This is a genomic window from Zavarzinia compransoris, from assembly GCF_003173055.1.
Taxonomy (GTDB): Bacteria; Pseudomonadota; Alphaproteobacteria; order Zavarziniales; family Zavarziniaceae; genus Zavarzinia; species Zavarzinia compransoris.
The window spans coordinates 380,294-400,263 of the sequence record NZ_QGLF01000001.1; the positions used below are offsets into that span (position 1 = coordinate 380,294).

The 19,970-nt window shown below is 67.9% G+C and carries 15 protein-coding genes; 5 read left to right on the plus strand and 10 right to left on the minus strand.

Annotated features, from left to right (window positions below; translation table 11 throughout):
* The first annotated feature begins 25 nt into the window (after window positions 1-25).
* The 5 genes from DKG75_RS01885 (at window position 26) to DKG75_RS01905 (ending at window position 6,161) form a co-directional block, all read left to right on the plus strand.
* The gene (locus tag DKG75_RS01885; protein WP_341809842.1) at window positions 26-697 is read left to right on the plus strand and encodes a protein-L-isoaspartate O-methyltransferase family protein; all 672 of its coding nucleotides are present in this window, start codon (window positions 26-28) and stop codon (window positions 695-697) included.
* 23 nt (window positions 698-720) lie between these two features.
* Window positions 721-1,044: a rhodanese-like domain-containing protein gene (locus DKG75_RS01890; protein ID WP_109919375.1), complete on the plus strand. Its 324-nt coding sequence runs from the start codon at window positions 721-723 to the stop codon at window positions 1,042-1,044.
* Between the two features lie 193 nt (window positions 1,045-1,237).
* Window positions 1,238-2,590: a TolC family outer membrane protein gene (locus tag DKG75_RS01895; RefSeq protein ID WP_109919376.1), complete on the plus strand. Its 1,353-nt coding sequence runs from the start codon at window positions 1,238-1,240 to the stop codon at window positions 2,588-2,590.
* A gap of 130 nt (window positions 2,591-2,720) precedes the next feature.
* The gene (locus DKG75_RS01900) at window positions 2,721-3,404 is read left to right on the plus strand and encodes a DUF2497 domain-containing protein (protein ID WP_109919377.1); all 684 of its coding nucleotides are present in this window, start codon (window positions 2,721-2,723) and stop codon (window positions 3,402-3,404) included.
* An 84-nt stretch (window positions 3,405-3,488) separates the two neighbouring features.
* Entirely contained in the window at window positions 3,489-6,161 is a 2,673-nt protein-coding gene (locus DKG75_RS01905) for a valine--tRNA ligase (RefSeq protein ID WP_109919378.1), read from the plus strand.
* 18 nt (window positions 6,162-6,179) lie between these two features.
* Here DKG75_RS01905 and DKG75_RS01910 read toward each other — a convergent pair whose 3' ends face one another.
* The 10 genes from DKG75_RS01910 to DKG75_RS01950 all read right to left on the minus strand — a co-directional run bounded on the left by DKG75_RS01910 (window position 6,180) and on the right by DKG75_RS01950 (window position 19,970).
* A complete protein-coding gene (locus tag DKG75_RS01910; protein WP_279573920.1) occupies window positions 6,180-6,434 on the minus strand; it encodes an AbrB family transcriptional regulator in 255 nt (84 codons plus the stop codon).
* A gap of 176 nt (window positions 6,435-6,610) precedes the next feature.
* Window positions 6,611-6,979, minus strand: a complete 369-nt coding sequence (locus DKG75_RS01915) for a hypothetical protein (protein WP_109919380.1) — start codon at window positions 6,977-6,979, stop codon at window positions 6,611-6,613.
* Window positions 6,980-6,988: 9 nt separating this feature from the next.
* Window positions 6,989-8,059 carry a hypothetical protein gene (locus DKG75_RS01920; protein WP_133636892.1) on the minus strand — a complete coding sequence of 357 codons (1,071 nt, stop codon included), beginning with the start codon at window positions 8,057-8,059 and terminating at the stop codon, window positions 6,989-6,991.
* Window positions 8,056-8,925, minus strand: coding sequence for a hypothetical protein (locus DKG75_RS01925; protein WP_109919382.1), 870 nt, complete (start codon window positions 8,923-8,925; stop codon window positions 8,056-8,058). Before DKG75_RS01925 ends, DKG75_RS01920 begins: the two co-directional genes overlap by 4 nt.
* Before the next feature lies 1 nt (window position 8,926).
* Entirely contained in the window at window positions 8,927-10,495 is a 1,569-nt protein-coding gene (locus DKG75_RS01930) for a hypothetical protein (RefSeq protein WP_109919383.1), read from the minus strand.
* Window positions 10,492-18,057: a phage tail length tape measure family protein gene (locus DKG75_RS01935; protein ID WP_109919384.1), complete on the minus strand. Its 7,566-nt coding sequence runs from the start codon at window positions 18,055-18,057 to the stop codon at window positions 10,492-10,494. The genes DKG75_RS01930 and DKG75_RS01935 overlap by 4 nt, the downstream gene beginning before the upstream one ends.
* Entirely contained in the window at window positions 18,054-18,467 is a 414-nt protein-coding gene (locus tag DKG75_RS01940) for a DUF1799 domain-containing protein (protein ID WP_244913128.1), read from the minus strand. The genes DKG75_RS01935 and DKG75_RS01940 overlap by 4 nt, the downstream gene beginning before the upstream one ends.
* Complete coding sequence (locus DKG75_RS23325) at window positions 18,464-18,817, minus strand: hypothetical protein (protein ID WP_243746491.1); 354 nt, start codon at window positions 18,815-18,817, stop codon at window positions 18,464-18,466. The genes DKG75_RS01940 and DKG75_RS23325 overlap by 4 nt, the downstream gene beginning before the upstream one ends.
* Before the next feature lie 17 nt (window positions 18,818-18,834).
* Window positions 18,835-19,755: a phage tail tube protein gene (locus DKG75_RS01945; protein ID WP_109919386.1), complete on the minus strand. Its 921-nt coding sequence runs from the start codon at window positions 19,753-19,755 to the stop codon at window positions 18,835-18,837.
* A gap of 2 nt (window positions 19,756-19,757) precedes the next feature.
* The gene (locus DKG75_RS01950; protein ID WP_109919387.1) at window positions 19,758-19,970 is read right to left on the minus strand and encodes a hypothetical protein; all 213 of its coding nucleotides are present in this window, start codon (window positions 19,968-19,970) and stop codon (window positions 19,758-19,760) included.

The following is a 19,970-nucleotide window of genomic DNA, read 5'->3' on the forward strand; positions in this document are numbered from 1 at the left end:
ACCTCGTATAAGTCGGAAACCATCATTGAAGCGGATCACGAGCATGGCCGATTTCGCCGCCCTCCGGCGCCTTATGCTGGATAGCCAGATCAAGCCGAACAAGGTTACGGACGTGCGCGTGCACGATGCCCTGCTGGCCGTCCCGCGCGAGGATTTCGTGCCCGAGGCGCTGCGGCCCGTCGCCTATGTCGACGAGGACCTGAACCTCGGCGCCGGGCGCTATCTGGTCGAGCCGCGCGTCTTCGCCCGCATGTTGCAGGAGGCGGCAATCACCGCCGCCGACACGGTGCTCGACATCGCTGCCGGCACCGGTTACACGGCCGCCGTCCTCGGCCATCTGGCGAAGCACGTGACCGCCCTCGAATCCGTCGCCGATCTCGCCGCCCGCGCCAAGGCGGCGGTGGCCGGCCTCGGCCTCGGCAACGTCGCGGTGGTCACCGGCGAACTTGCCCAGGGCCATGCCGCCGGCGCCCCCTATGACGTCATCCTGATCGAGGCCTCGGTGCCTGAAGTGCCGGCCGCGCTTTACGACCAATTGGCCGAGGGCGGCCGCCTGATCGCCGTGCTGCGCAACGGCCCGATCGGTGTCGCCACGCTCTATACCAAGACCGGGGGCATCGTCGGCCGCCGGCCGCTGTTCGATGCCGCGACCCCGGTGCTGCCCGGGTTCGAGCGTCCCGCCGCCTTCGTGTTCTGACCTCCTCAGCGGTTCCGACCGGGATGGCCGAGCTTCGAATCGATGTCGAGACGCTGGCGGCGCGGCTTGCCGCCGGCGAGCGGCCCTTCCTGCTCGACGTGCGCGAACCCTGGGAATTCGACCTCTGCCGCCTGGACGGCTCGGTCAACCTGCCGCTCGGCCAGTTGCAGGATTTCGACCCCGCGGCGGTCGGCGGCGGGCAGGACCTGATCGTCATCTGCCACCACGGCATGCGCAGCCTGCGCGCGACCCTGTGGCTGCGCGGCCAGGGGCTGGAGGCGACCAATCTGGACGGCGGCGTCGATCGCTGGGCGGCCGTCGTCGAACCCGATATGGCCCGATATTGAAGGACAACCCTGACCGGTCCATTCCGCACTTGACGGATCGATAGAGTGAACGTTCATTCTAATGCTGCGATGCCGTCGTGGCGAGTTGCCAGGATGTCCATCCCCCTGTAGTTTACAGCGTTAATGACCCGCCTGTTTCGCCCTGTCGTTTGCGCGGCGGGACCCGGTGGCGGCTTTCGGCAGGACGGTAGAAATGGCAAAGCGACTGGTAAGCCTTGTGGCGCTGATGGCGATCGGCGGCGGAACCCCCGCCCTTGCCGAGTCCCTGTCCGAAGCCCTGGCCATGGCCTATGCGAACAACCCGACGCTGGAAGCGCAGCGCGCCCAGCTGCGCGCCACGGACGAGGAAATCGCCAAGGCGCTGTCGGGCTGGCGCCCGACCATCACGGTCACCGGTTCCGCCGGCTACCTCAGCCAGGAGAACACGGTCGCCGGCACCGGGGTGAAGGTGAACACGGACCTCAATCCCTGGGCCGTCGGCATCCAGGGCAGCCAGCCGCTCTACCGCGGCGGCCGCACCACGGCCGAGACCAAGGCGGCGGACAACCAGATCCAGGCCGGCCGCGCCCAATTGCGCTCGACCGAGCAATCGGTGCTGCTCGCGGTGGTGCAGGCCTATGTCGGCGTGATCACGAATCAGGGCCTGGTCGAACTGAACCAGAAGAACGTGCAGGTGCTGCAGCGCGAGCTGGACGCCAGCCGCGACCGTTTCCGCGTCGGTGAGCTGACCCGAACCGACGTCGCCCAGTCCGAAGCCCGCCTGGCCGATTCCCAGGCCCAGCTGCGCACCTCCGAGGCAGACCTGAGCGCCGCCCGCCAGAACTATGAACGCGTGGTCGGCGCCGCCCCCGGTTCCCTGGACCCGCTGCCGCCGCTGCCGCCCATGCCGCCGAGCGCGGAGGAGGCGCGGTCGATCGCCCTTGCCGAGAATCCGGACCTGATCGCCGCCCGCTATGTCGAACAGGCCGCGCGCGACGGTATCGACATCGCCTTCAGCAGCCTGTTGCCGCAGGTCAGCCTGGTCGGCTCGGTCACCCATTCGCAGGACCAGTCCGCCAGCGTCGAGAAGACCGACCAGGCCTCGATCGAGGTCCAGGTCAGCGTGCCGCTCTACCAGTCGGGTGCCGAATACGCCACCATCCGCCAGAATCAGCAGACCGCCAGCCAGCGCCTGTCCCAGGTGAACGAGGCCCAGCGTTCCGTGATCGAATCCGCCTCCAACGCCTACAGCCAGTTGCAGGCGGCCCGCGGCGTGATCAATTCGCAGCAGGAAGCGGTGAAGGCGAATACGCTGGCGCTCGAAGGCGTGCGCCAGGAAGCGGCGGTCGGCTCGCGCACCGTGCTCGACGTGCTGAACGCCGAGCGCGAACTGCTGAACGCCCGCGTTTCGCTGCTGCGCGCCCAGGGCTCGGAATATTCTGCCGCCTTCGGCCTGCTGTCGGCGGTCGGGCGGCTGAGCGCCGACAACCTGAGCCTCTCGGGCGACCGCTACGATCCGACCAAGCATTACGACGCCACCCGCGGCCGCTGGTTCGGCATCGACTGACGGCCGCGGCCGGTTCGCCGGGGGCGGCAGCGTCCCCGGCAGGACTCCGCCCCCGGCAGGACTTCCCATCGACCGGCGTGTAACGTAGTTTGGTCGGGCAAAGGTGGCGCCGGTACGGCGGGGACGTGGAATGACCGACGAGTTCAAACGGGGAGGCGAGGCCGCGAAGGGCGGCGCCGACCCGTCGATGGAAGATATTCTGGCGTCGATCCGCCGGATCATCGCCGAGGACGGCGAGGCGCGCGATGCCCAGGCCGCGGACGCCCAGGCCGATATCCTGGAACTGACCGAAATGGTGGCGGACGACGGCAGCGTCGTTTCCCTGCCGTCGCGCCAGGCGGAGCCGGAGGGTGCCCCGCTGCCGGCCGTCGAGCCTGTGCCCGAGCCGGCGACGGTTGCCCCCTTGCCGGCGGCCCCTTTGCCCGCCCCGGTGCCGGCCCCCGTGACGCCGGTGTTCGAACCCGATCCCGATCCCCTGGAGAATTTCATCGCCGAGGCCGAAACCGTCCCCCCCAGCTTGCGGGACGCGGCCCAGAAGGAAGCCGTCATGTCGAGTGCGCCCCCGCCGCATGATCCCCTGATTTCCGCCAATGCCGCCTCCCAGGCGCGCAATGCCTTCGCCCAGCTGGCCGAGGCGAGCCGGCCGGTGCCGGTATCGGTACGCGAGACGGCGGAGGCCGGCCGGACGGTGGAGCAACTGGCGGAAGATCTGCTGCGCCCCATGCTGAAGGCCTGGCTCGACGCCCATCTGCCGTCGATCGTCGAAAAGGCGGTCGCTGCCGAAATGGCCCGCATCACCGGCCGCAATTCCTGAATCCCCGGCGGGATCTCCCGCCCGTCTGCCGCGGTCGGAACCATCGCCCTGAAGGCGATGACTGGCCGCTTATGAGATTCGATCATGCTCGAGAAGACTTACGAACCCGCCGCCGTCGAAGCCCGCCTTTACGAGGCCTGGGAAAGCGCCGGTGCCTTCAAGGCCGGGCGCAATGCCGGCGGCAAGCCCTATACGATCGTCATTCCGCCGCCGAATGTGACCGGCAGCCTGCATATGGGCCATGCCCTGAACAATACGTTGCAGGATATTCTCTGCCGCTTCGAGCGCATGCGCGGCCGCGACGTGCTGTGGCAGCCGGGCACCGATCACGCCGGCATCGCCACCCAGATGGTGGTGGAGCGGCAATTGGCCCAGTCGGGCGAGAATCTGGGCCGGCGCGAATTGGGGCGCGAGGAATTCATCCGCCGGGTCTGGGCCTGGAAGGATGTCTCGGGCGGCACCATCACCCGCCAGCTCCGCCGGCTCGGCGCGTCCTGCGACTGGAGCCGCGAACGCTTCACCATGGACGACGGCCTGTCGGCGGCCGTGCGCCGGGTCTTCGTCACCCTGCACAAGCAGGGCCTGATCTATCGCGACAAGCGCCTGGTCAACTGGGACCCGCATTTCCTGACCGCGATCTCGGACCTCGAAGTCGAGAGCCGGGAAACCAAGGGCCACATGTGGCATATCCGCTACCCGGTCGAGGGCGGCGCCGAGGCGATCACCGTCGCCACCACGCGGCCGGAAACCATGCTGGGCGACAGCGGCGTCGCGGTCCATCCGGACGACGAGCGTTACCGGCACCTGGTCGGCAAGCTGGTGGTGCTGCCCCTGACCGGGCGCAGGATCCCGATCGTCGCCGACAGCTATTCCGATCCTGAAAAGGGCACGGGCGCGGTCAAGATCACCCCCGCCCACGACTTCAACGACTTCGAGGTCGGCAAGCGTCACGATCTCGAACAGATCGCGGTGCTGGACATCCATGCCAAGGTCGTCGATGCCGACTTCATTCCCGCGGCCTACCGCGGCCTCGACCGTTTCGAGGCGCGCAAGCGCATCGTCGCCGACCTCGAGGAACTGGGCTTCCTGGTCGAGGTGAAGGACCACGTCCTGATGCAGCCCTTCGGCGACCGTTCGGGCGTCGTCATCGAACCCATGCTGACCGACCAATGGTATGTCGACGCCAAGACCCTGGCCAAGCCGGCGATCGAGGCGGTGGAAAGGGGCGATACGGTCTTCGTGCCGAAGAACTGGGACAAGACCTATTTCGAGTGGATGCACAATATCCAGCCCTGGTGCGTGTCGCGCCAGCTGTGGTGGGGCCATCAGATCCCGGCCTGGTACGGGCCGGACGGCCAGTGCTTCGTCGAGGAAACGGAAGCGGCGGCCCTGGCCGCCGCCGCCGCCCATTACGGCAGCGCCACCGCGCTCACCCGCGACGAGGATGTGCTCGACACCTGGTTCTCGTCGGCGCTGTGGCCGTTCTCGACCCTCGGCTGGCCCGAGGACACGGAGATCCTGAAGCGGCACTACAAGACCGACGTCCTGGTGACCGGCTTCGACATCATCTTCTTCTGGGTTGCCCGGATGATGATGATGGGCCTGCACTTCATGAAGGAAGTGCCGTTCCACACCGTCTATATCCACGCCCTGGTCCGCGACGAGAAGGGCCAGAAAATGTCGAAGTCGAAGGGGAACGTCATCGATCCCCTCGACCTGATCGACAAATACGGCGCCGATGCGCTCCGCTTCACCCTGTCCGCCATGGCGGCCCAGGGGCGCGACATCAAGCTGTCGACCCAGCGGGTCGAGGGCTACCGCAATTTCGCCACCAAGCTCTGGAATGCCGCGCGTTTCGCCGAGATGAACGAATGCCGCATCCGGCCCGGCTTCGACCCCAAGGCGGCGGCGCATACCATCAACCGCTGGGTCCTGGGCGAGGCGGAACGGGCGACGGCCGCCGTGGTCGAGGCGATCGAGGCCTATCGTTTCAACGAGGCGGCGGGGGCGGTCTATCAGTTCGTCTGGGGCACGTTCTGCGACTGGTATCTCGAACTGATCAAGCCGCTGCTGAACGGCGCGGACGAGGCGGTGAAGGCGGAAACCCGCGCCACCGCGGCCCATGTCCTCGACCGGATCCTGGTCCTGCTGCATCCCTTCATGCCCTTCATCACCGAAGAACTGTGGGCGCGCACGGCGGAAGGCGCCGGCATCGCCCGCGCCACCGATCTGGTGCTGGCGCCCTGGCCGGCGGTCGATCCCGCGATCGCCGATGCCGCGGCGGATGCGGAAGTGGGCTGGGTGATCGACCTCGTGACCGAGGTGCGGGCGCTTCGGGCCGAGGCCAATGTGCCCGCCGGCGCCAAGCTCGACCTCGTCCTCGTCGGCGCGGACGCGGTGGTGACGGCCCGGGCCGGGCGCCACGGCGACCTCATCGCCCGCCTGGCCCGCCTCGGCACCATCGGTTTCGCCGAGGCGGCGCCGCGCGGTTCGGTCCAATTGGTCGTCGGCGGCACCACGGTCGCGCTGGCGCTCGGCGAGGTCATCGACCTCGGGGCGGAACGCAAGCGCCTGGAGAAGGAAATCGCCAAGGCCGACCAGGAACTGGCGAAGATCGCGGGCAAGCTGGGCAATGCCGCCTTCGTCGCCAAGGCCCCGCCGGAGGTGATCGAGGAACAGCGCGAGCGCAGCGAGGAAACCACCCGCGTCCGCAACAAGCTGGCCGATGCCCTGGCGCGGCTGGTCGCCAGCCTGTAGGGCCGGAGGGGGGACCTGCTACGCCCGGCGGGCGATGGCGCGGGCCAGCCCCGGCCCGATCGCCAGCACGACCAGGAAACGCGCCATCTGCATCGTCATGACGAAAGGCGCGTCCACCCGGGTCGAGGCGGCGATGATGGCGACCGTATCCGCCCCGCCCGGGCTGGTGGCGAGATAGGCGGTCAGCGGGTCGAGGCCGGCGACGGCGACCAGCACCATGGCCTGACCGGCGCAGAGCGTGTAGCGCGCAACGCATTTTGAGCACTCCCGCAAGCCGCTTTGAGCAAAACAAGGGGCGTCAACCGCCGCCCCTCGTGTAGTCCGGGCTTATCAGTTGGGCCGCCATGGTAAGGCATGGCTTTGCCGCTCTTGCGGGGGGCTGGCGCTGGGGATGATCGCCGCGTAGGGTCCTTATCCGCGCCCGCGCAGGACGGCCCGGCCCCCGCCGGTCACTCCGAGATCTGGGAGGCACTTGCCAGTGCCGCGGCCAGTTGCCCCGCATCCGCCCGTACCTGCGCCAGCATTGCCTGGAGAACAGCGATTTGCTCGGCCGCCGCTGTGGCGGCACCTTCGGCGAGGCGGTGTGCCGCCACAGCCGCCCGCTCCTGTCGAATGGCATTGGCGGCGATCTCGCCGAGGACGAGATCGAGGGGATAGCCCGCGGCCTCGGCTTCTTCCGGCGTCAGCGGGCCGCGCAGGGCGTATTGGGGCTCGCCCGCGAAATCCATCGTCAAGCGCAACCAGACGCAATAACTGTTCCCCGCGGGATGGCCGAACGGGCGGGTCTGGATTTCGACGCGATCGAGAGAGAGCATCATGATGTAACCTCACGCTATGGTGACGGCGCTGCCGTCGATATAGACCCAGGCGGTGCCGTTGCAGTAAACGAACAACGATTTCCCGCTTTCCGGGTTGGAGACCTGCGCCCAGCCGACAGTGAAGGCGGCGGGGGTCGGAAGAGTGCCCCTGGTATAGACGCGATAGCGTACCGGCCCGTCACTGGTCAGCCCACCCGACATCGTGATCAAGCCGGTGCCGCGATCGATGAACATCGACGTGCCCAAATAATCGCCGTTATCAGAAAAGCGGTTGATCCCGAAATCGGAACCGGTATTGCCCCCGCCTTCCGATCCCGAATTTGCCGACACCGACCACCGAGGGATGCCGTCGCTGTAAATGCTGAAAGACCTATTTGTACCGGGCGGCTTGGAAATGCTGATGTCACCCGCCGCACTAATCTGCCCATCGTGCCCAAATTGAATGATGTTACGAATGTAACTGCCGAAGTCGCTCGTTGCCTGAATGGCCAGCAGGCGGCGGGGGTGGTCGATGATGATCTTGAAGGCGCGCTGATCTGGCGTGCCGTCAACCGTAGTCGCGATCCTGATCTCAGGATAAGTGCCGCTTTTCACAGTCAGCGGACTGCTGATCTCCGGCCCCTCTGTGCCCGCTGCGGCGATCGCCGTCCTGAGCCCGGCGGCGTCGCCGACACCGGACAGCCCGCGCACAAAGCTGCTGAGGTCATAGGTCGCGGGTGCCCCGATGCCTGCGAAATAGAGGCCCTTGCCGGCGGCGGTGGCGAGGCTGGCGATAGCCGTCAGCAAGGCGGCCAGCGGCTGCTTGGCGGCCAGCGCGGCATCGACCGTGCCGGTGCCCACCGCCGATGCCGCGGCCGACGCAGCGGAGCCCCCCGCCGCCGCGGCCGCGGCCGCCGCCGCGGTCGCCTCGCGGGCAGCGGCGGCGAGGGCTATGCCGATGTCATTGACCGCCGCCGGAAAATTAATGGCATGCCCATTGTTTCCAAAACCGCCAGCATTACCTGTCGGGTGATAGTCTCCGGTCCTGTACTTGTTTGCCAACCGATCAACGGCAGCAGCTTCCGACGGTGATAGCGTCATGCGATCAACTCCTCCAAAGTAACGCTGACAGTCCAGAGGCCATCGCCGGTCCGAGACATCTCTCCGATTGACCCGACCAAGCGCGCGGGAAAAACATCGCGAATAGAGGCGGCGTCCAACAAATCTGGATCTGGAATAAAGAGCACGAGATCGACACCGTCGCGATTTTGCGCCAAATCATAGATCGTCGACGCCTCCGCGACGCTGAGCATCGACCAGGTCATTGAGTGGCTGCGCACTGCGCGTCGCCGGTCGATGATTTGCCCACCCCCCGGTGTCATTTCAATAATTGATCGCGAGGTCCGCCCCCGCCGCCTGCCAAGGTCGAAATTGTGTTCAAAGCTGATGGGGGTGCCTGCGATCATGTAGCCGAGGTCCAGGTAACCTGCGGGATTTGTCGGGTCCGAAAATTCAACGCTCCACCAACGGGCCTTTGTCGCGGGGATCGCGATGACGAGATGTCGAGGGTAACCCGTTACGTCTTTTTCTCGAGGTAAGCCATACCACCAGCCAGGATGTTCCCATGGCAAGGACATCGACGGCGAGGTTCCTCGAAATATCGGCTGAAACCCGGTATCGAGTAGATCGCCGGCGTGGCCCGAAGTCGATGACGCGCGGAGGCGATAGGTGGAACCGCCGAGCGACGCGGTGATATGAAACACCGCCCACCTGGAAATTGAGACGTCCTCGCCGAAATCGATCGTCACCGTCGCGGCGCCGGGCGTAGCGATAGCGGTGCAGCGTGCCGGCTGCGCGACCATGGCCCGGGTCAACAGGTTGGTGACCGGCAGGCTCCAGGTGCCACCGCCGAGCGTCACGCCGGCGCCGATCAGCAGGTTGTCGTGGAGCAGCTCAGCGTTGCTCATATCACCCCCAGAGCCGCAGCGTCATCAAATGGCGGGACGGCGAAAACAACTTGCGCCCCATCACCCGGTAGAGCCCGCCGATGGCCAGCGGCCTGTAGTCGAGGGCTAGGCAGGTGATGCCGGGTTGATAGGCGAGCCGCGCGGCGGTCAGCTCGACCGTGACCCGCCACGAGCGCCGGGGCTGGCCCAGGAGCCCCCCCAGCCGATCGGCCAGGGCCTGGGCGTCGGCCTGGGCCACCAGCGCCGTGTCGAGCACCAGGTCGCGGGCGGCCGGATAAGCCGCCTTGACGGCCGGAGCGCTCCACACGGCCTCGCGCCACTCGCGCGCCAGCTCGGCCGCGCGATCGGTTTCGCGCACCGCTCCGGCAAGATCAGAGCGGCGCATTACCGTGTAATTGCGTGCGTGCCTAACTGTTACGCGCCAAGCCGGAATGGCATCATCGGCGTCGTCAACCGCAAGGTCGCGGATGCTGTAGCTGTCGAGGGTTTCGGCCGGGGCGCCGGCGGGCGCTGCAAGCAGGCCGATTTGCCATACCCCGACACTGTCCGGCGCGACCCAGCCGCCCATGCTGGCCGCCAGGGTCTCGATCACTGAGCGATATGAGGTCGCGCCCTCGATCCATAGGCCCACCGGCGCCGGTGCCGACACAGCGCCGAAGGTCCCGCCGATCTGGCCGGCCGGGGTGCCGCGGCGCTCAAGAAGTCGCTTGATCAGCCCCGGTGCGGTCGCGACATAGGCGCCCCCGACCGCGCCCTTGAGGGTCGCGCTAAGGGCGGCCGAGATGATGCCGCCGCCCAGCATGACCAGGCCCCTGGCCCGGTCCCTGACATAGGCCCCCGACGCCGGCGCCATCGAAGCGTCGAAATCCGCTGACGACAGGTCGCCGGCCATGGTGGCGCCGGCGTCGCCGCCGCCGACACGCAAAATCTCGTCACTGTAGTCGCCGCCGTCGTTGAGCTGATACACCTGCCGTGCCGTGTTAACGCAGGGGGGCGAGATATTGGCCCGCGTCAGGTCACCCAGCGCGATCGGCACCGCCTTGCCGATGAGGTCGTCGCTCGTGCCCTCATAGCCGGCCGCGCCGCTATTGGTGCCCAAGTAAGTGCGGCCCTGCACCGCCTCGTCGAGTGTGCCGCGCGGGTCGTAGCAGAGCAGGCGCAGCCGGCTCGGGCCAGTAACGGAGAGATCCTGGCGCACCGCCTCGACGCGGCCAGACATCAAGCGCGACCAGGTCGCCCAGGGGGCGGGCGTGCCGTCGATTGCGGTATCGCCCCAGTAGATGGCGACGTCACCCCAGGTCGCGCCGGCATAGGCTGCGAGCGCTCCGCCGGTGGCGGAGAGCACGATCTCGCCGCCCCCCACCGTCGATGCCAGCCGGGAGAGATCGGCGTAAAGCTCGGTTGAGATCTCGCCAACCTCGACGAGCAGCTCGCGTGCGCTGGCGTTGGGCCGGGCCGGGTCGGCGGGCGACCATGGCCTGATCGGGCTGTCGCTGACGCGCAGCACCTCGGGGCTACCCCCGGCCGGGGTGACGGCGATTTCCGCCACGATCGCGCGCAGCCTGGTCATGCGGCGACCCTCGCCAGCATCTTAGTCAGCATCATCGAGAGGTTTTCGACCGCCCTTCGCAGGGCGGCGATTTCGGCACGTGTCGCATCACGCTGGTCGGCAGCCTGGTCGGCATCGCCCTGGCCGCTCAGGGTCAGGGCGGCGACGCGGTCGTTGAGCGCCCGCAGCTGCGCCAGCATCTCGCCCTGGTCGCCGGCGGCGGCGCCGGCCGAGTGGATGACGATCGGCGACGAGCGCAGGGCCTCCGGCAGGCGGCCGGCCCGGTTGATGTAGTCGAGGGCGGGGCCCGTTTCTGCATTGTTGCTGGGGGCCCGCACCACATACTCGTTTCCAGCCAGTATCGTCTTGACCGAATCCACCCCCCAGATGCCGCCCTGCACCGTGCCGCCGGCGGCGTACCCGACAAAAGGCCTTCGGGTCCACTCCGCGGCCGCGGCGAGATTATAGAAGCCACCCGTAATGTCACTCCAGTCAACACCTTCCAGCATGCCGCGCCACTGGTCGCTCAGCCCGCTAATGGTCTCGTCGAGATTGTGCAAATAAGCACGATAAATCGACTTGTAATCGTTGGGGTCGGCGGCCACCCCGACGCGACCGTTAGCCATCCACAACTCAAGAGCGGCGGAGCCGTCCTGATTTTGCAGGTCCTTATCCTTGACTTCGACGCGAAAGGGGGGGAGCTCGCCGCCGACGATCGACTGCACTTGCTTACCGAGATCGACCAGCTGCGCCGCCAGCGCTTGAGCACGCGGAATGTTAGTTTCGGCGCCGTTGGCGCTGCGCAAGGCCGTGCCCGCGATATTACCGGCAGCATCGACGTCGACGGCGACGTGCCTGATATACTGCGACTGGCTGGTGGTCGGCAGCACCCGGCCCACGGTAGCACCGGCTTTACCCGCTGCGGCATTGGCGACCGAGCCGACGCCGGCATTGTACTCGGCGAAAGCCGCATCTTTGGCGGCCTGCTCGGCCGTGATCGCGGCCGCGGCTGCGATCCGGTCGCGCTCGGCCTGGGCCAGGCCCAGGTACTGGGACAGCAGCTCCGCGACGGTTGCATTGCCGCGGACAACCGCCGTCACCAGCGCGCCCTGGGCGGCATCGCCGCCAGCAATCACCTGCTTTATTTGTTCGGAAATTGCCACCTGCTGGGCACTCAAGCGTGCCATGACATCCGACAGCGCATTGCCCGTGACGATCTCGCCGGTCTGGTCTTTGACCGCCCCGGCTGTCAAGTCGGCAAGACTATTGCCGGCCCATAGGGCCACCAGCTGGTCGCTGGTCAGCTTGCCGATGCTGATCAGCTGCCCGGTGGCGGCATTAACGGCCGTCGTCGTGGTGCCCATGATGGTGACAAGCCCGGCCTGGACGGTATCCAGCGCTTGGCGCAGGGGCGCGGCGGCCTCGACGTCGCCGAGGCCGGCCGCGGTCACGTAGCGGAGCGCCTCGATGACGTCCTGCACAGCCCGGCCGGAGGTCGAGGTCGCGTCGGTGATGCCGGCCTCGGCGGCCGCCAGCGCCTGGCGGGTGGCATCAGCCCTGGCCGTGCGATCAAGTCCCTGATCGGTCATGATCCAGAGCGCATCGAGGAGCGATCGGGTGGCGACCGATTCGCTCCAGTTGATGTAGGCGAGATGGTCGCGGCTTTGGCCGATCGCCTCGCGGAGAGGCACCGCCTCGGCGGTCGCGATCAGGCCATCGGCTGCGACAGCCCGCAGCCTGTCGATCAGGCCCGCCAGGATGGCGGTGCCGGCAGTGTCGGTTGACGAGATCGCCGCCTGGGCGCGATCGAGCGCGGCCTGCACCCCACCCGTCGCCACCGCGCCGGCAAGGTCGCCGGCTTCCGTCGCCGCGCGGAGGGCGGTGATCAGGGCGCCCAGTGCCTGGCCGGAGGCCGAGGTCGCGTCGGTGATGCCGGCCTCGGCCACCGCCAGCGCCTGGCGGGTGGCATCAGCCCGGGCCGTGCGATCGAGCCCCTGGTCGGTCGCCACCCACAGGGCATCCAGCACGCCACGAGTGGCGACCGATTCGCTCCAGTTGATGTAGGCGAGATGGTCGCGGCTTTGGCCGATCGCCTCGCGGAGAGGCGCCGCCTCGGCGGTCGCGATCAGGCCATCGGCTGCGACAGCCCGCAGCCTGTCGATCAGGCCCGCCAGGATGGCGGTGCCGGCAGTGTCGGTTGACGAGATCGCCGCCTGGGCGCGATCGAGCGCGGCCGTGGTCGGGCCCGCCGCCACCACCGCCAGCAGCCCCTGCTGCATGACGACCTGTAGTGCCGCGACGGTGCTGCGGAGGCTCGCCGCCTCGGCGCTCTCGACCCCGATCAGGGCCTGCTGCACGGTGGCGAGGCGGCCGTTGATGGTGGCGGCGTCGGTGATCGTGATGCCGCCGGCGATCTGGCCGCGCACGGCGATGATCGCCTGCTCCGCGGCCACGAGCCGGGCGCTGGTCGTGCTCGTCTGGCCGATCGTCAGGGCGTTGGTCGACTCGATCAGGCCGCCGATTGCCGCCAGCGCCGCCAACTGCTCGCGGAGCAGGAGTTCGTTGACGCCGGCCTCATCCGCCAAGTTGCTCCTAATGCTCTCCAGCACGCGGGTCTGGGCATCAATGAGTTCGGCCTGGTACTCGGCGGCGCTGGCCAGGCCGGCGCTGCTCGCGGTGGCCGCGGCCAGTTGCCCCTGCACGAGGTTGTAGTCGCCGATATAGGCATCGGTGTCTGAATTGTAATCCCGGGAGGCGCGGAGGAACGCCTCGGCCAGTTGTGGTAGCCGGGACAGGGCGCTCTGGTCGCCACCCTTGGCCGCCGCCGAGGCCGAGAAGAAATCGCCCCGCAGGTCGGTCAGCACTTGCTGGGGCGAGAGGATCGAGAGGTCGCCCCGGGCCAGCCCGTCCCGCGCCGTCGCCAGCGACCGCGCCGCCTCGCGATAGGCATCGGCACTCTGGCGGGCCGTGGTCGCCGAGGCGGACGAGGCTTTGATCTGGCCGTCAACCGCCGTCGACAGGCCGCGGAAGGCGATCTCGACCTGCAACGCAAGGCTTTCCGCGGCACCCGCAACCGTGTTGATCGCAGCGAGTTGGTCGGCGGTCAGGTCCTTGATTTTTGAGCGGACTTCCAGCGCGTTTAGCCGATAGATCCTGCCCATGTCGGCACCAAGCGCGGTCGCGTCCTTAATCCGCTGCCCCTGCGCGGTCAGCAGGTCCTCCACGTCGTTCAGATAGCCGGCCCCAAGGCCCTCGGTGATCGATCGATCCAGCGCGGCGTTGAAATCGTTCCGCAGCTTGGTCAACGACGCAGTGTAACCGGCATTGACATCGTCGAGTGTCAGGCCAAGGGTACCCAGGTTTTCGCGGAAGACTTTGAAGGACTCGTCCAGCGCGGAAAGAGCAGCCTCGGCCTCGCTGACGGTGGCCTTCTTTTCCTTGAGGCCGACCAGCGTCAGGCCGAACTCGCGGACGGCCGCGGCGGCATCGCCGAGATCGAGGCGCGCCGCATCGGCCTTGAACACCCTCAGCGCCTCGACCTGCTGCTCGATGCTGTCGCGCGCCGCCTTCCGGGCCTGGTCTTCGAGGCCGTAGCCTCCGACCAGCGCCTTGATCGTGTCGTGATACCCAGCCGCGAAGTCGAGCAGGCGCAGCGCCTCGTCGATGTCGGCGGAGAAATCGATCTTGGCCAGCGCCTTCTGCATCTCGATCGGCAGCGACTCGGCATACTGGCGGCCAATGGCGGCAATCGACTGCCCGATCAGGCTCTTGATGCCGGCCTCGTCGCTGGAGGCGCGGAATTCCTGCCGGACCTCGCCGTTCTCAAGGATGTAGGAACGCGAGCCATCGCGGCTGCCAACCCCGAACGAGACGCCCGCCGCCGACAGATCGGCGTATTTGCCGAAGGCCGCCTGCGCCGCATCGCGCACGGCATCAGATGCCACCCTGGCCCCGGCCCAATTCTCCGCGCTGTATTTCTTGCCGGTCTGCCCCTGATCGACGCCCGGCGCATTCGAGGACAGGTCAATGATGGTGTTGACGCCCTCCATGTTGCTTGGCTTGCTGTTGAGCATGCCCCCGAGCAACCCCGCAACGCCGCCGACGAGCGCGCCGAGGGGGTTGCCGCCGGTGATCAGTAACCCGCTAAGGGCGCCGGCGGCGGCACCGCCGCCTGCGGAGACCAATTTGTTGCCGGGCGCCAAGCCGGAGAGGAACTGAGAAATGCCAAACCCGGCACCGCCAGCGCCGAGGATCGAGCCGAGGCCGATCTCACCAAAGGTGCCAAACAGCCCGGCAGTGCCATTGCCTGCCGATGTGACGCCGCCGCCCGTGAGGAAGCCCGGCGCGGCGCCGGTGGTGGCCGCGACCGAAGCCGGCGCAGTCGAGGCCGTCCCGAAAAGATAAGAGTTGATCCCCGCCATCCAGCCTCCGCCGGCCCCGCCGCCGAGCAGATTGGACAGTCCCATCAGGTCGGTGATTGATCCACCGCGGCCGCCGGCAGAGGCCATGGCGCTGCTGGTCGACAACCCCAGGCTGGCAGCGGCCTCTGTGCCAAAGGCAGCGTTGACGACGCCGCCGATGATCGGCCTGAAGACCAGCGCCGCGGCGATCTCCGCAGAGAGGTCCCAAAAGAGGCCTTTGAGATCATCCGCGAAACTCTCGAAAGCATTTTCGCCGCCATCAAGGACTTTTCGAAAGGCCGTTGAAAGGCTGTCCTGGATCGCCTCGCCCGCTCGGCGATAGGCACCCGTCAGGATGTCGCTTTGAGCCGTCCTGGCCGTCAGCGCGGCGGTGGTGCGCAGCGTCTGCTCATAAAGCCGCAATTCCGACGCGCCGACCTCTCGCCAGTTGGCCCCGTAGCGGCCCTGTAGCTCGATCTCCTTTTCTCGCAACGCGATCAGGTATTCCCGCCGCGCCGTGCTCTCGCCCAACAGCGTCAGCTCGTATTCCGCTAACTCCAGCGCTTGGCGCTGCCGGTCGATGCCGGCCAGTGCCATGGCGCGCTCCGCCTCGTCGTTGGCCCCCGCCATAGCGCCGCGCATCTCGGTGATGATGCGGGTAAGCTGTTCCTTGGCGTCACCTTCGGCGACGGCCGCCGCCGCGATCAGCGGGCGTAGGGCCTGCTCGACCTGCAATGCCCGGGTGGCATCAGCAGCCGTCAGCGTCCCGGCCTCCACCATCCCGTTTACTGCCGCCTGGGCCGCCGCCTGATCCCGGATCTGCGCGACCTGCTGCGCCGCCGCCAGGGCTGTGCCGGCGACCTGCTCGGCCAGCAGGCGCTGGGCCATGACGGCGGCGTTGACCCCGGAGGTCACGGCCTCGATCGACGCTTCCCGTTGTGCGTCGGCCCGCATCCCGGCGGCCGACGAGATCAGGTAGGCGTCCGCCGCAGCAAGGCTGGCCGTCAGTGCCGCTGCGCGCTCACCCAAGGCCTGTGTCCCCGCGGCGATGGCTTGGTCGCCGGCGGCGCGAATCTCCGCCTCGCGCTGCTCCGCGGTCATGACCCGTGTCGATAGCTCGACACGCTTCAGGGCTTCTGCCGCGGCGCGTTTTTCCGCTGTGGTCCGGGCCTCCATCGCCGCCTGCTGTGCCCTTAGCGTCGCGGCGGCGGGGTCACCAATCGCGATCGTCTCGCGCAGTGTGTCGTTAAGCGCCTGCTGTTGCCGTGTGATCGCGACGGTAGCAGCAGGGGCCTCCCCCGGCGCGCCGCTTGGCAGGTTATTGTAGTAGGCCGCCTGGTTTTGCAGATCCTGGAGCTGCCGGGCATAACTGTTCACCGGGGCCTCGCGGGCCCGGGTCGCGGCTTCATCGCGGCGGCGGCGCTCGGCCTCCGAAGAGGCTGAGGCGGGGTCGGCGGGTGCCGCCGGCAATGCCTCCAATTGGCGGCGCAGCCCGCGGTTCTCTTCACGGAGTTGCTCGATCAGCCTGCCGCGCTGGCCCGGAAACTCGCGCTCGTACTGGCCGATTTCGCGATCATTGGCAGCAATCCGCCCCTCCAACTCGCGACGAATGACGGCCGGGGAGGCCTCACCCAGCGCGATCGACGCGCGATCGTCGACATATTCGCCGATTGCCCGGATCGCATTGCTGGACCAGTTGTATACCCCCTCCCACGCTCGACCGAGCAGTGAGGTTGCCTGCGCCGCATCCGCCAGGCGGCCGGTCAGGCCGGCGATCAAGGCGTCCTGGGACGCCGTCAGCCGGCCCTGCTCGGCCAGGGTCCTCACGTAATCGGCAGTGGCGCCGTCGAGCAAGCCCATTTGCTCAAAAAGCGTCCGCGCCCCTTTGACGGGATCGGCCAGCATCTCAGCCAGCCTTTCGGCGCCGCCGGCAGCATCGGTGCCGATCGTCACCCCGAAATCGCGCGACATCTCGATTAGCCGGCCGAGCTGAGCCTCGCCGATCTTGCCGGTCGAGACAAAGCTCGTGGCCAGCTCGACGGACGCAGACTTCGAAACGCCTGCCGCATCAGCAGAGGCTTCGGCGACTTCGATCAGGCGCTCTACCGTCACGCCGCTATTGCGGCCGAGACCTGTAACGGCGACCTCCACAGCCTTGGTCGAGGCCAGGTAGCCGGTGTAGGCAAGAGCGCCGCCGACCACCGCGCTGGCAATACCACCGATGGCCAGTCGCGCTGGCGTCAGGTACCCGACCAGCGCCCGCGCCGCATTGCCCCAGCCCCCGAAAATTTGTGAGATCTGGGGCCCTTGCTGGAGGGCAACCATAGCTGGGCTCAGGCCGCCCGCCAGGGAGACGACGACGTCGTTGATCTGATAAGCGAGGTTGGAGGCCTCGTGTGCGGCCAACCGCCCGGTCGCGGCGTAACCCGTCAGGCCCGAGCGCGCCCCGGCCAGCGCCGCCCGCTGGCGATCGAGCGCCTGGGCCTGGCGCTCGATCGCCACAGCAGCCTCGGCCTTGGTCAGGATGCCCAGGCGCTCGGCATCCTGGATGTCGCGAAGCGCGGCGGCATGGGCCTGCTCGGCCGCCGCCAGCGGCAAGTATTTCGCGCGTACCTGGTCGGTCGCGACGGCGCCGGCGACAACGGCCGCCGCCAGGCCGCGCCAGGCGGCTTCGGTGGGATCGAGGGCCCGGCGCTGCTCGTCGAGGGCGGCGCTGGCTCGGGCCGAGGCGGCGGCAGCCTGGTCCTGGGCGATCGCGCCCAGCCGGACGGCCAGAGTGATCTCATCCTGGGCGCGGGCATGGGCCTGCTCGGCCGCCGCCAGCGGCACATAGCGGGCGCGCAGGGCCTCAATGCTGGAAGCGGCGGCACCGGCGGCAGTCACCACGGAGCGCCAGGCGTCCGACTGGCGGGTGGTGGCGGCCACCGTAGTGTCGGCCGCCTGGGTGGTGGCGGCGGCCATGCCGCCGATCGCGGCGGTGACTTGGTCGCCCGCCGCGCGGACCTGGCCGCCGACACCGATGACGGCGGCCTCGATCCTGGCGAGGCCGGCGCCAAGGGCGGTGATCGCCGTTGTGACGTCCGCCGTCATCGCGGCGGTGGCGGCGCCCAGGCCGACGATTTCGGCCTTGGCCTCGCCGCCGCCGTCGACGGTCAGCCGGATTTTGAGCGCAAGATCGCTCATCGCCGGGCCGCCCGCTGCTCGGCGAGGATCTTGAGAGCCTCGTCCTCCATGGTCGCAAGATCACCAAGGAGAGCCCGGTCGAGAGTCTGGCCCAGCGCCGCGGCGCAGATCGCCACCGCCTGCATGTCGAGGCCGGCCGGCACGCCTTCGATCATCATGCCTCCCATCGGTGCGGCCCATCCCTGTGCGACGAAAACCCAGCGGCCCTCGACGGCCGCCCAGAGATCGAGGGCGGCCTCATTTTCAGGCCAGACCTCGAAATCCTCGCCAGCCGCATGGCGCCGGCTGGCGAGATAGTCCTGGACCTGCTCGGGCGAAAGCCCGGATGCCTTCAGGTCTGCGGCAAGATCGCCGTCAGCGGTCGGCTGGCGGCGGCGTGCCGCCAGGCCGTGCCGGACGGCGCCCCTCAGTTTTTTGCGCGGACGGCATCCTTGCCGATCAGGCCGGTGGCGAGCGCGACGTTCAGGGCCAGGAAAATGGCCGTATCGCCCAGCAGGGCGGCCTTGTTCTCCGGCGAGAAGGGCAGCGGGTGCCCGCTCTCGTCGGTCAGGTCGGCGCCCCACCCGATCAGGGATGCGTCCAGCACCGCCTTGGCGCCCTTGTCACCGCCGCCAGCATTTTCCGACAATGACCGTCGCTCATCATCAGGCAGGACGATGAACTTGCCGATGAAGGTGTGGCTGTCGAAGCTGCCATCCGCCTTCGGAACGTCAACGGTAACAGGGGCCTCGAAGGGGCGGCGCGATTTGAAGACGAACATGATTTTCCTCTTTGAGCTTAGGTGAAGGACAGCGACAGCTCGTCGTTGCCGGTGGTGGGGCAAAGCACCAGGTTCAGGCTTTCGCTCAGCACATCGTCGTCATTGCTCCAAGTCGGCATTTCGACCTGCACCTTGGGGGCGGCAATGGTGACGATATTGCCCGTCGTGGTGCCATGGACGATCGAGAGGGCATCACGGGTGCGGGCGGCTGCCGTTGCCTGCCAATCCTTTGTCGCAAGCGTTACGGCGTCGAACTGGAGGCTCCCGACCGCCTTCCGCGTGAAGGAGGTGATAACCTCCTGCTCGGTGAGATTGCGGTATTTCGGGCTGAGACCGCAGTCGACGGTGAACTGCTTGGTATTGAGCGGCACCCCGTGGAGGGTGACGGCGGTGTTGGCCTTCGAGATTTCCCACGGCTGGATAAAGCTGGGCAGGGTGGTGCTGGGCAGGGCGGTATCGGCGCGACCGCCCCAGAGCCCGAGCCCGGTGAATTCCAGCATCGGCAGACCCAGCGCCGAGCCCGAGACCTTCCACGAGCCCCGCCAGCCGAGCACCTTCAGCCGCCAGCCGCCGTGATAGAAATAAAGCCCCGCGCTGCTGCCCGTGCCGGCGGCGGGCGTGTAGACGGCCGAGGTCGCAGCCGTGATGACCTCCGTCATCCGGCAGGCAAGCAGCGCAGCGGCGTAGGCCGGCGCGGTACCGGCGACGCCCGATCCGGCCAGTGCCACCTTGAAGCTGACCTGGACGTGTGCCCCGACAGGCAGAAAGCCCATGTTGCCGTCCACGCCGGCGTCGATGTTGCGTTCGACCTTCTGGCTCATGATCTGGATCGACAGCTCTTCGGTTTCGAAGGCGTCGACCGCCGCTGTCGGGGTCGGGTCCGTGCCGTAGACCGTCTCGGGCTTCAGCAGAAGCAACTTGTTTTTGAACTGGAACATGCTCAGACCTCCTTGGCCTTGCGGCCTTTGCCGGCCGGGGCGGCTTCACCCTGTGCGGCGCTTTCCGCCTCGCCGGCCGGCGAAGGCGCTTCAGGTTCGGGTGCCACGGTGGGCGCCGATTTCGGCGGGGCCTCGGCGGTGGGCGGGGCCACCAGCGTGAGGGCCCCCGTTTTGGGATCGCGGGCGTACCGGCCGCCATCGGTGGGATTGGTCAT

Coding starts and splice junctions, on each gene's coding strand:
- DKG75_RS01890 (WP_109919375.1), top strand. CDS start 721: ATGGCCGAGCTTCGAATCGATGTCGAGACGCTGGCGGCGCGGCTTGCC.
- DKG75_RS01895 (WP_109919376.1), top strand. CDS start 1,238: ATGGCAAAGCGACTGGTAAGCCTTGTGGCGCTGATGGCGATCGGCGGC.
- DKG75_RS01900 (WP_109919377.1), top strand. CDS start 2,721: ATGACCGACGAGTTCAAACGGGGAGGCGAGGCCGCGAAGGGCGGCGCC.
- DKG75_RS01905 (WP_109919378.1), top strand. CDS start 3,489: ATGCTCGAGAAGACTTACGAACCCGCCGCCGTCGAAGCCCGCCTTTAC.
- DKG75_RS01915 (WP_109919380.1), bottom strand. CDS start 6,979: ATGATGCTCTCTCTCGATCGCGTCGAAATCCAGACCCGCCCGTTCGGC.
- DKG75_RS01920 (WP_133636892.1), bottom strand. CDS start 8,059: ATGACGCTATCACCGTCGGAAGCTGCTGCCGTTGATCGGTTGGCAAAC.
- DKG75_RS01925 (WP_109919382.1), bottom strand. CDS start 8,925: ATGAGCAACGCTGAGCTGCTCCACGACAACCTGCTGATCGGCGCCGGC.
- DKG75_RS01930 (WP_109919383.1), bottom strand. CDS start 10,495: ATGACCAGGCTGCGCGCGATCGTGGCGGAAATCGCCGTCACCCCGGCC.
- DKG75_RS01935 (WP_109919384.1), bottom strand. CDS start 18,057: ATGAGCGATCTTGCGCTCAAAATCCGGCTGACCGTCGACGGCGGCGGC.
- DKG75_RS23325 (WP_243746491.1), bottom strand. CDS start 18,817: ATGTTCGTCTTCAAATCGCGCCGCCCCTTCGAGGCCCCTGTTACCGTT.
- DKG75_RS01945 (WP_109919386.1), bottom strand. CDS start 19,755: ATGTTCCAGTTCAAAAACAAGTTGCTTCTGCTGAAGCCCGAGACGGTC.
- DKG75_RS01950 (WP_109919387.1), bottom strand. CDS start 19,970: ATGACCAATCCCACCGATGGCGGCCGGTACGCCCGCGATCCCAAAACG.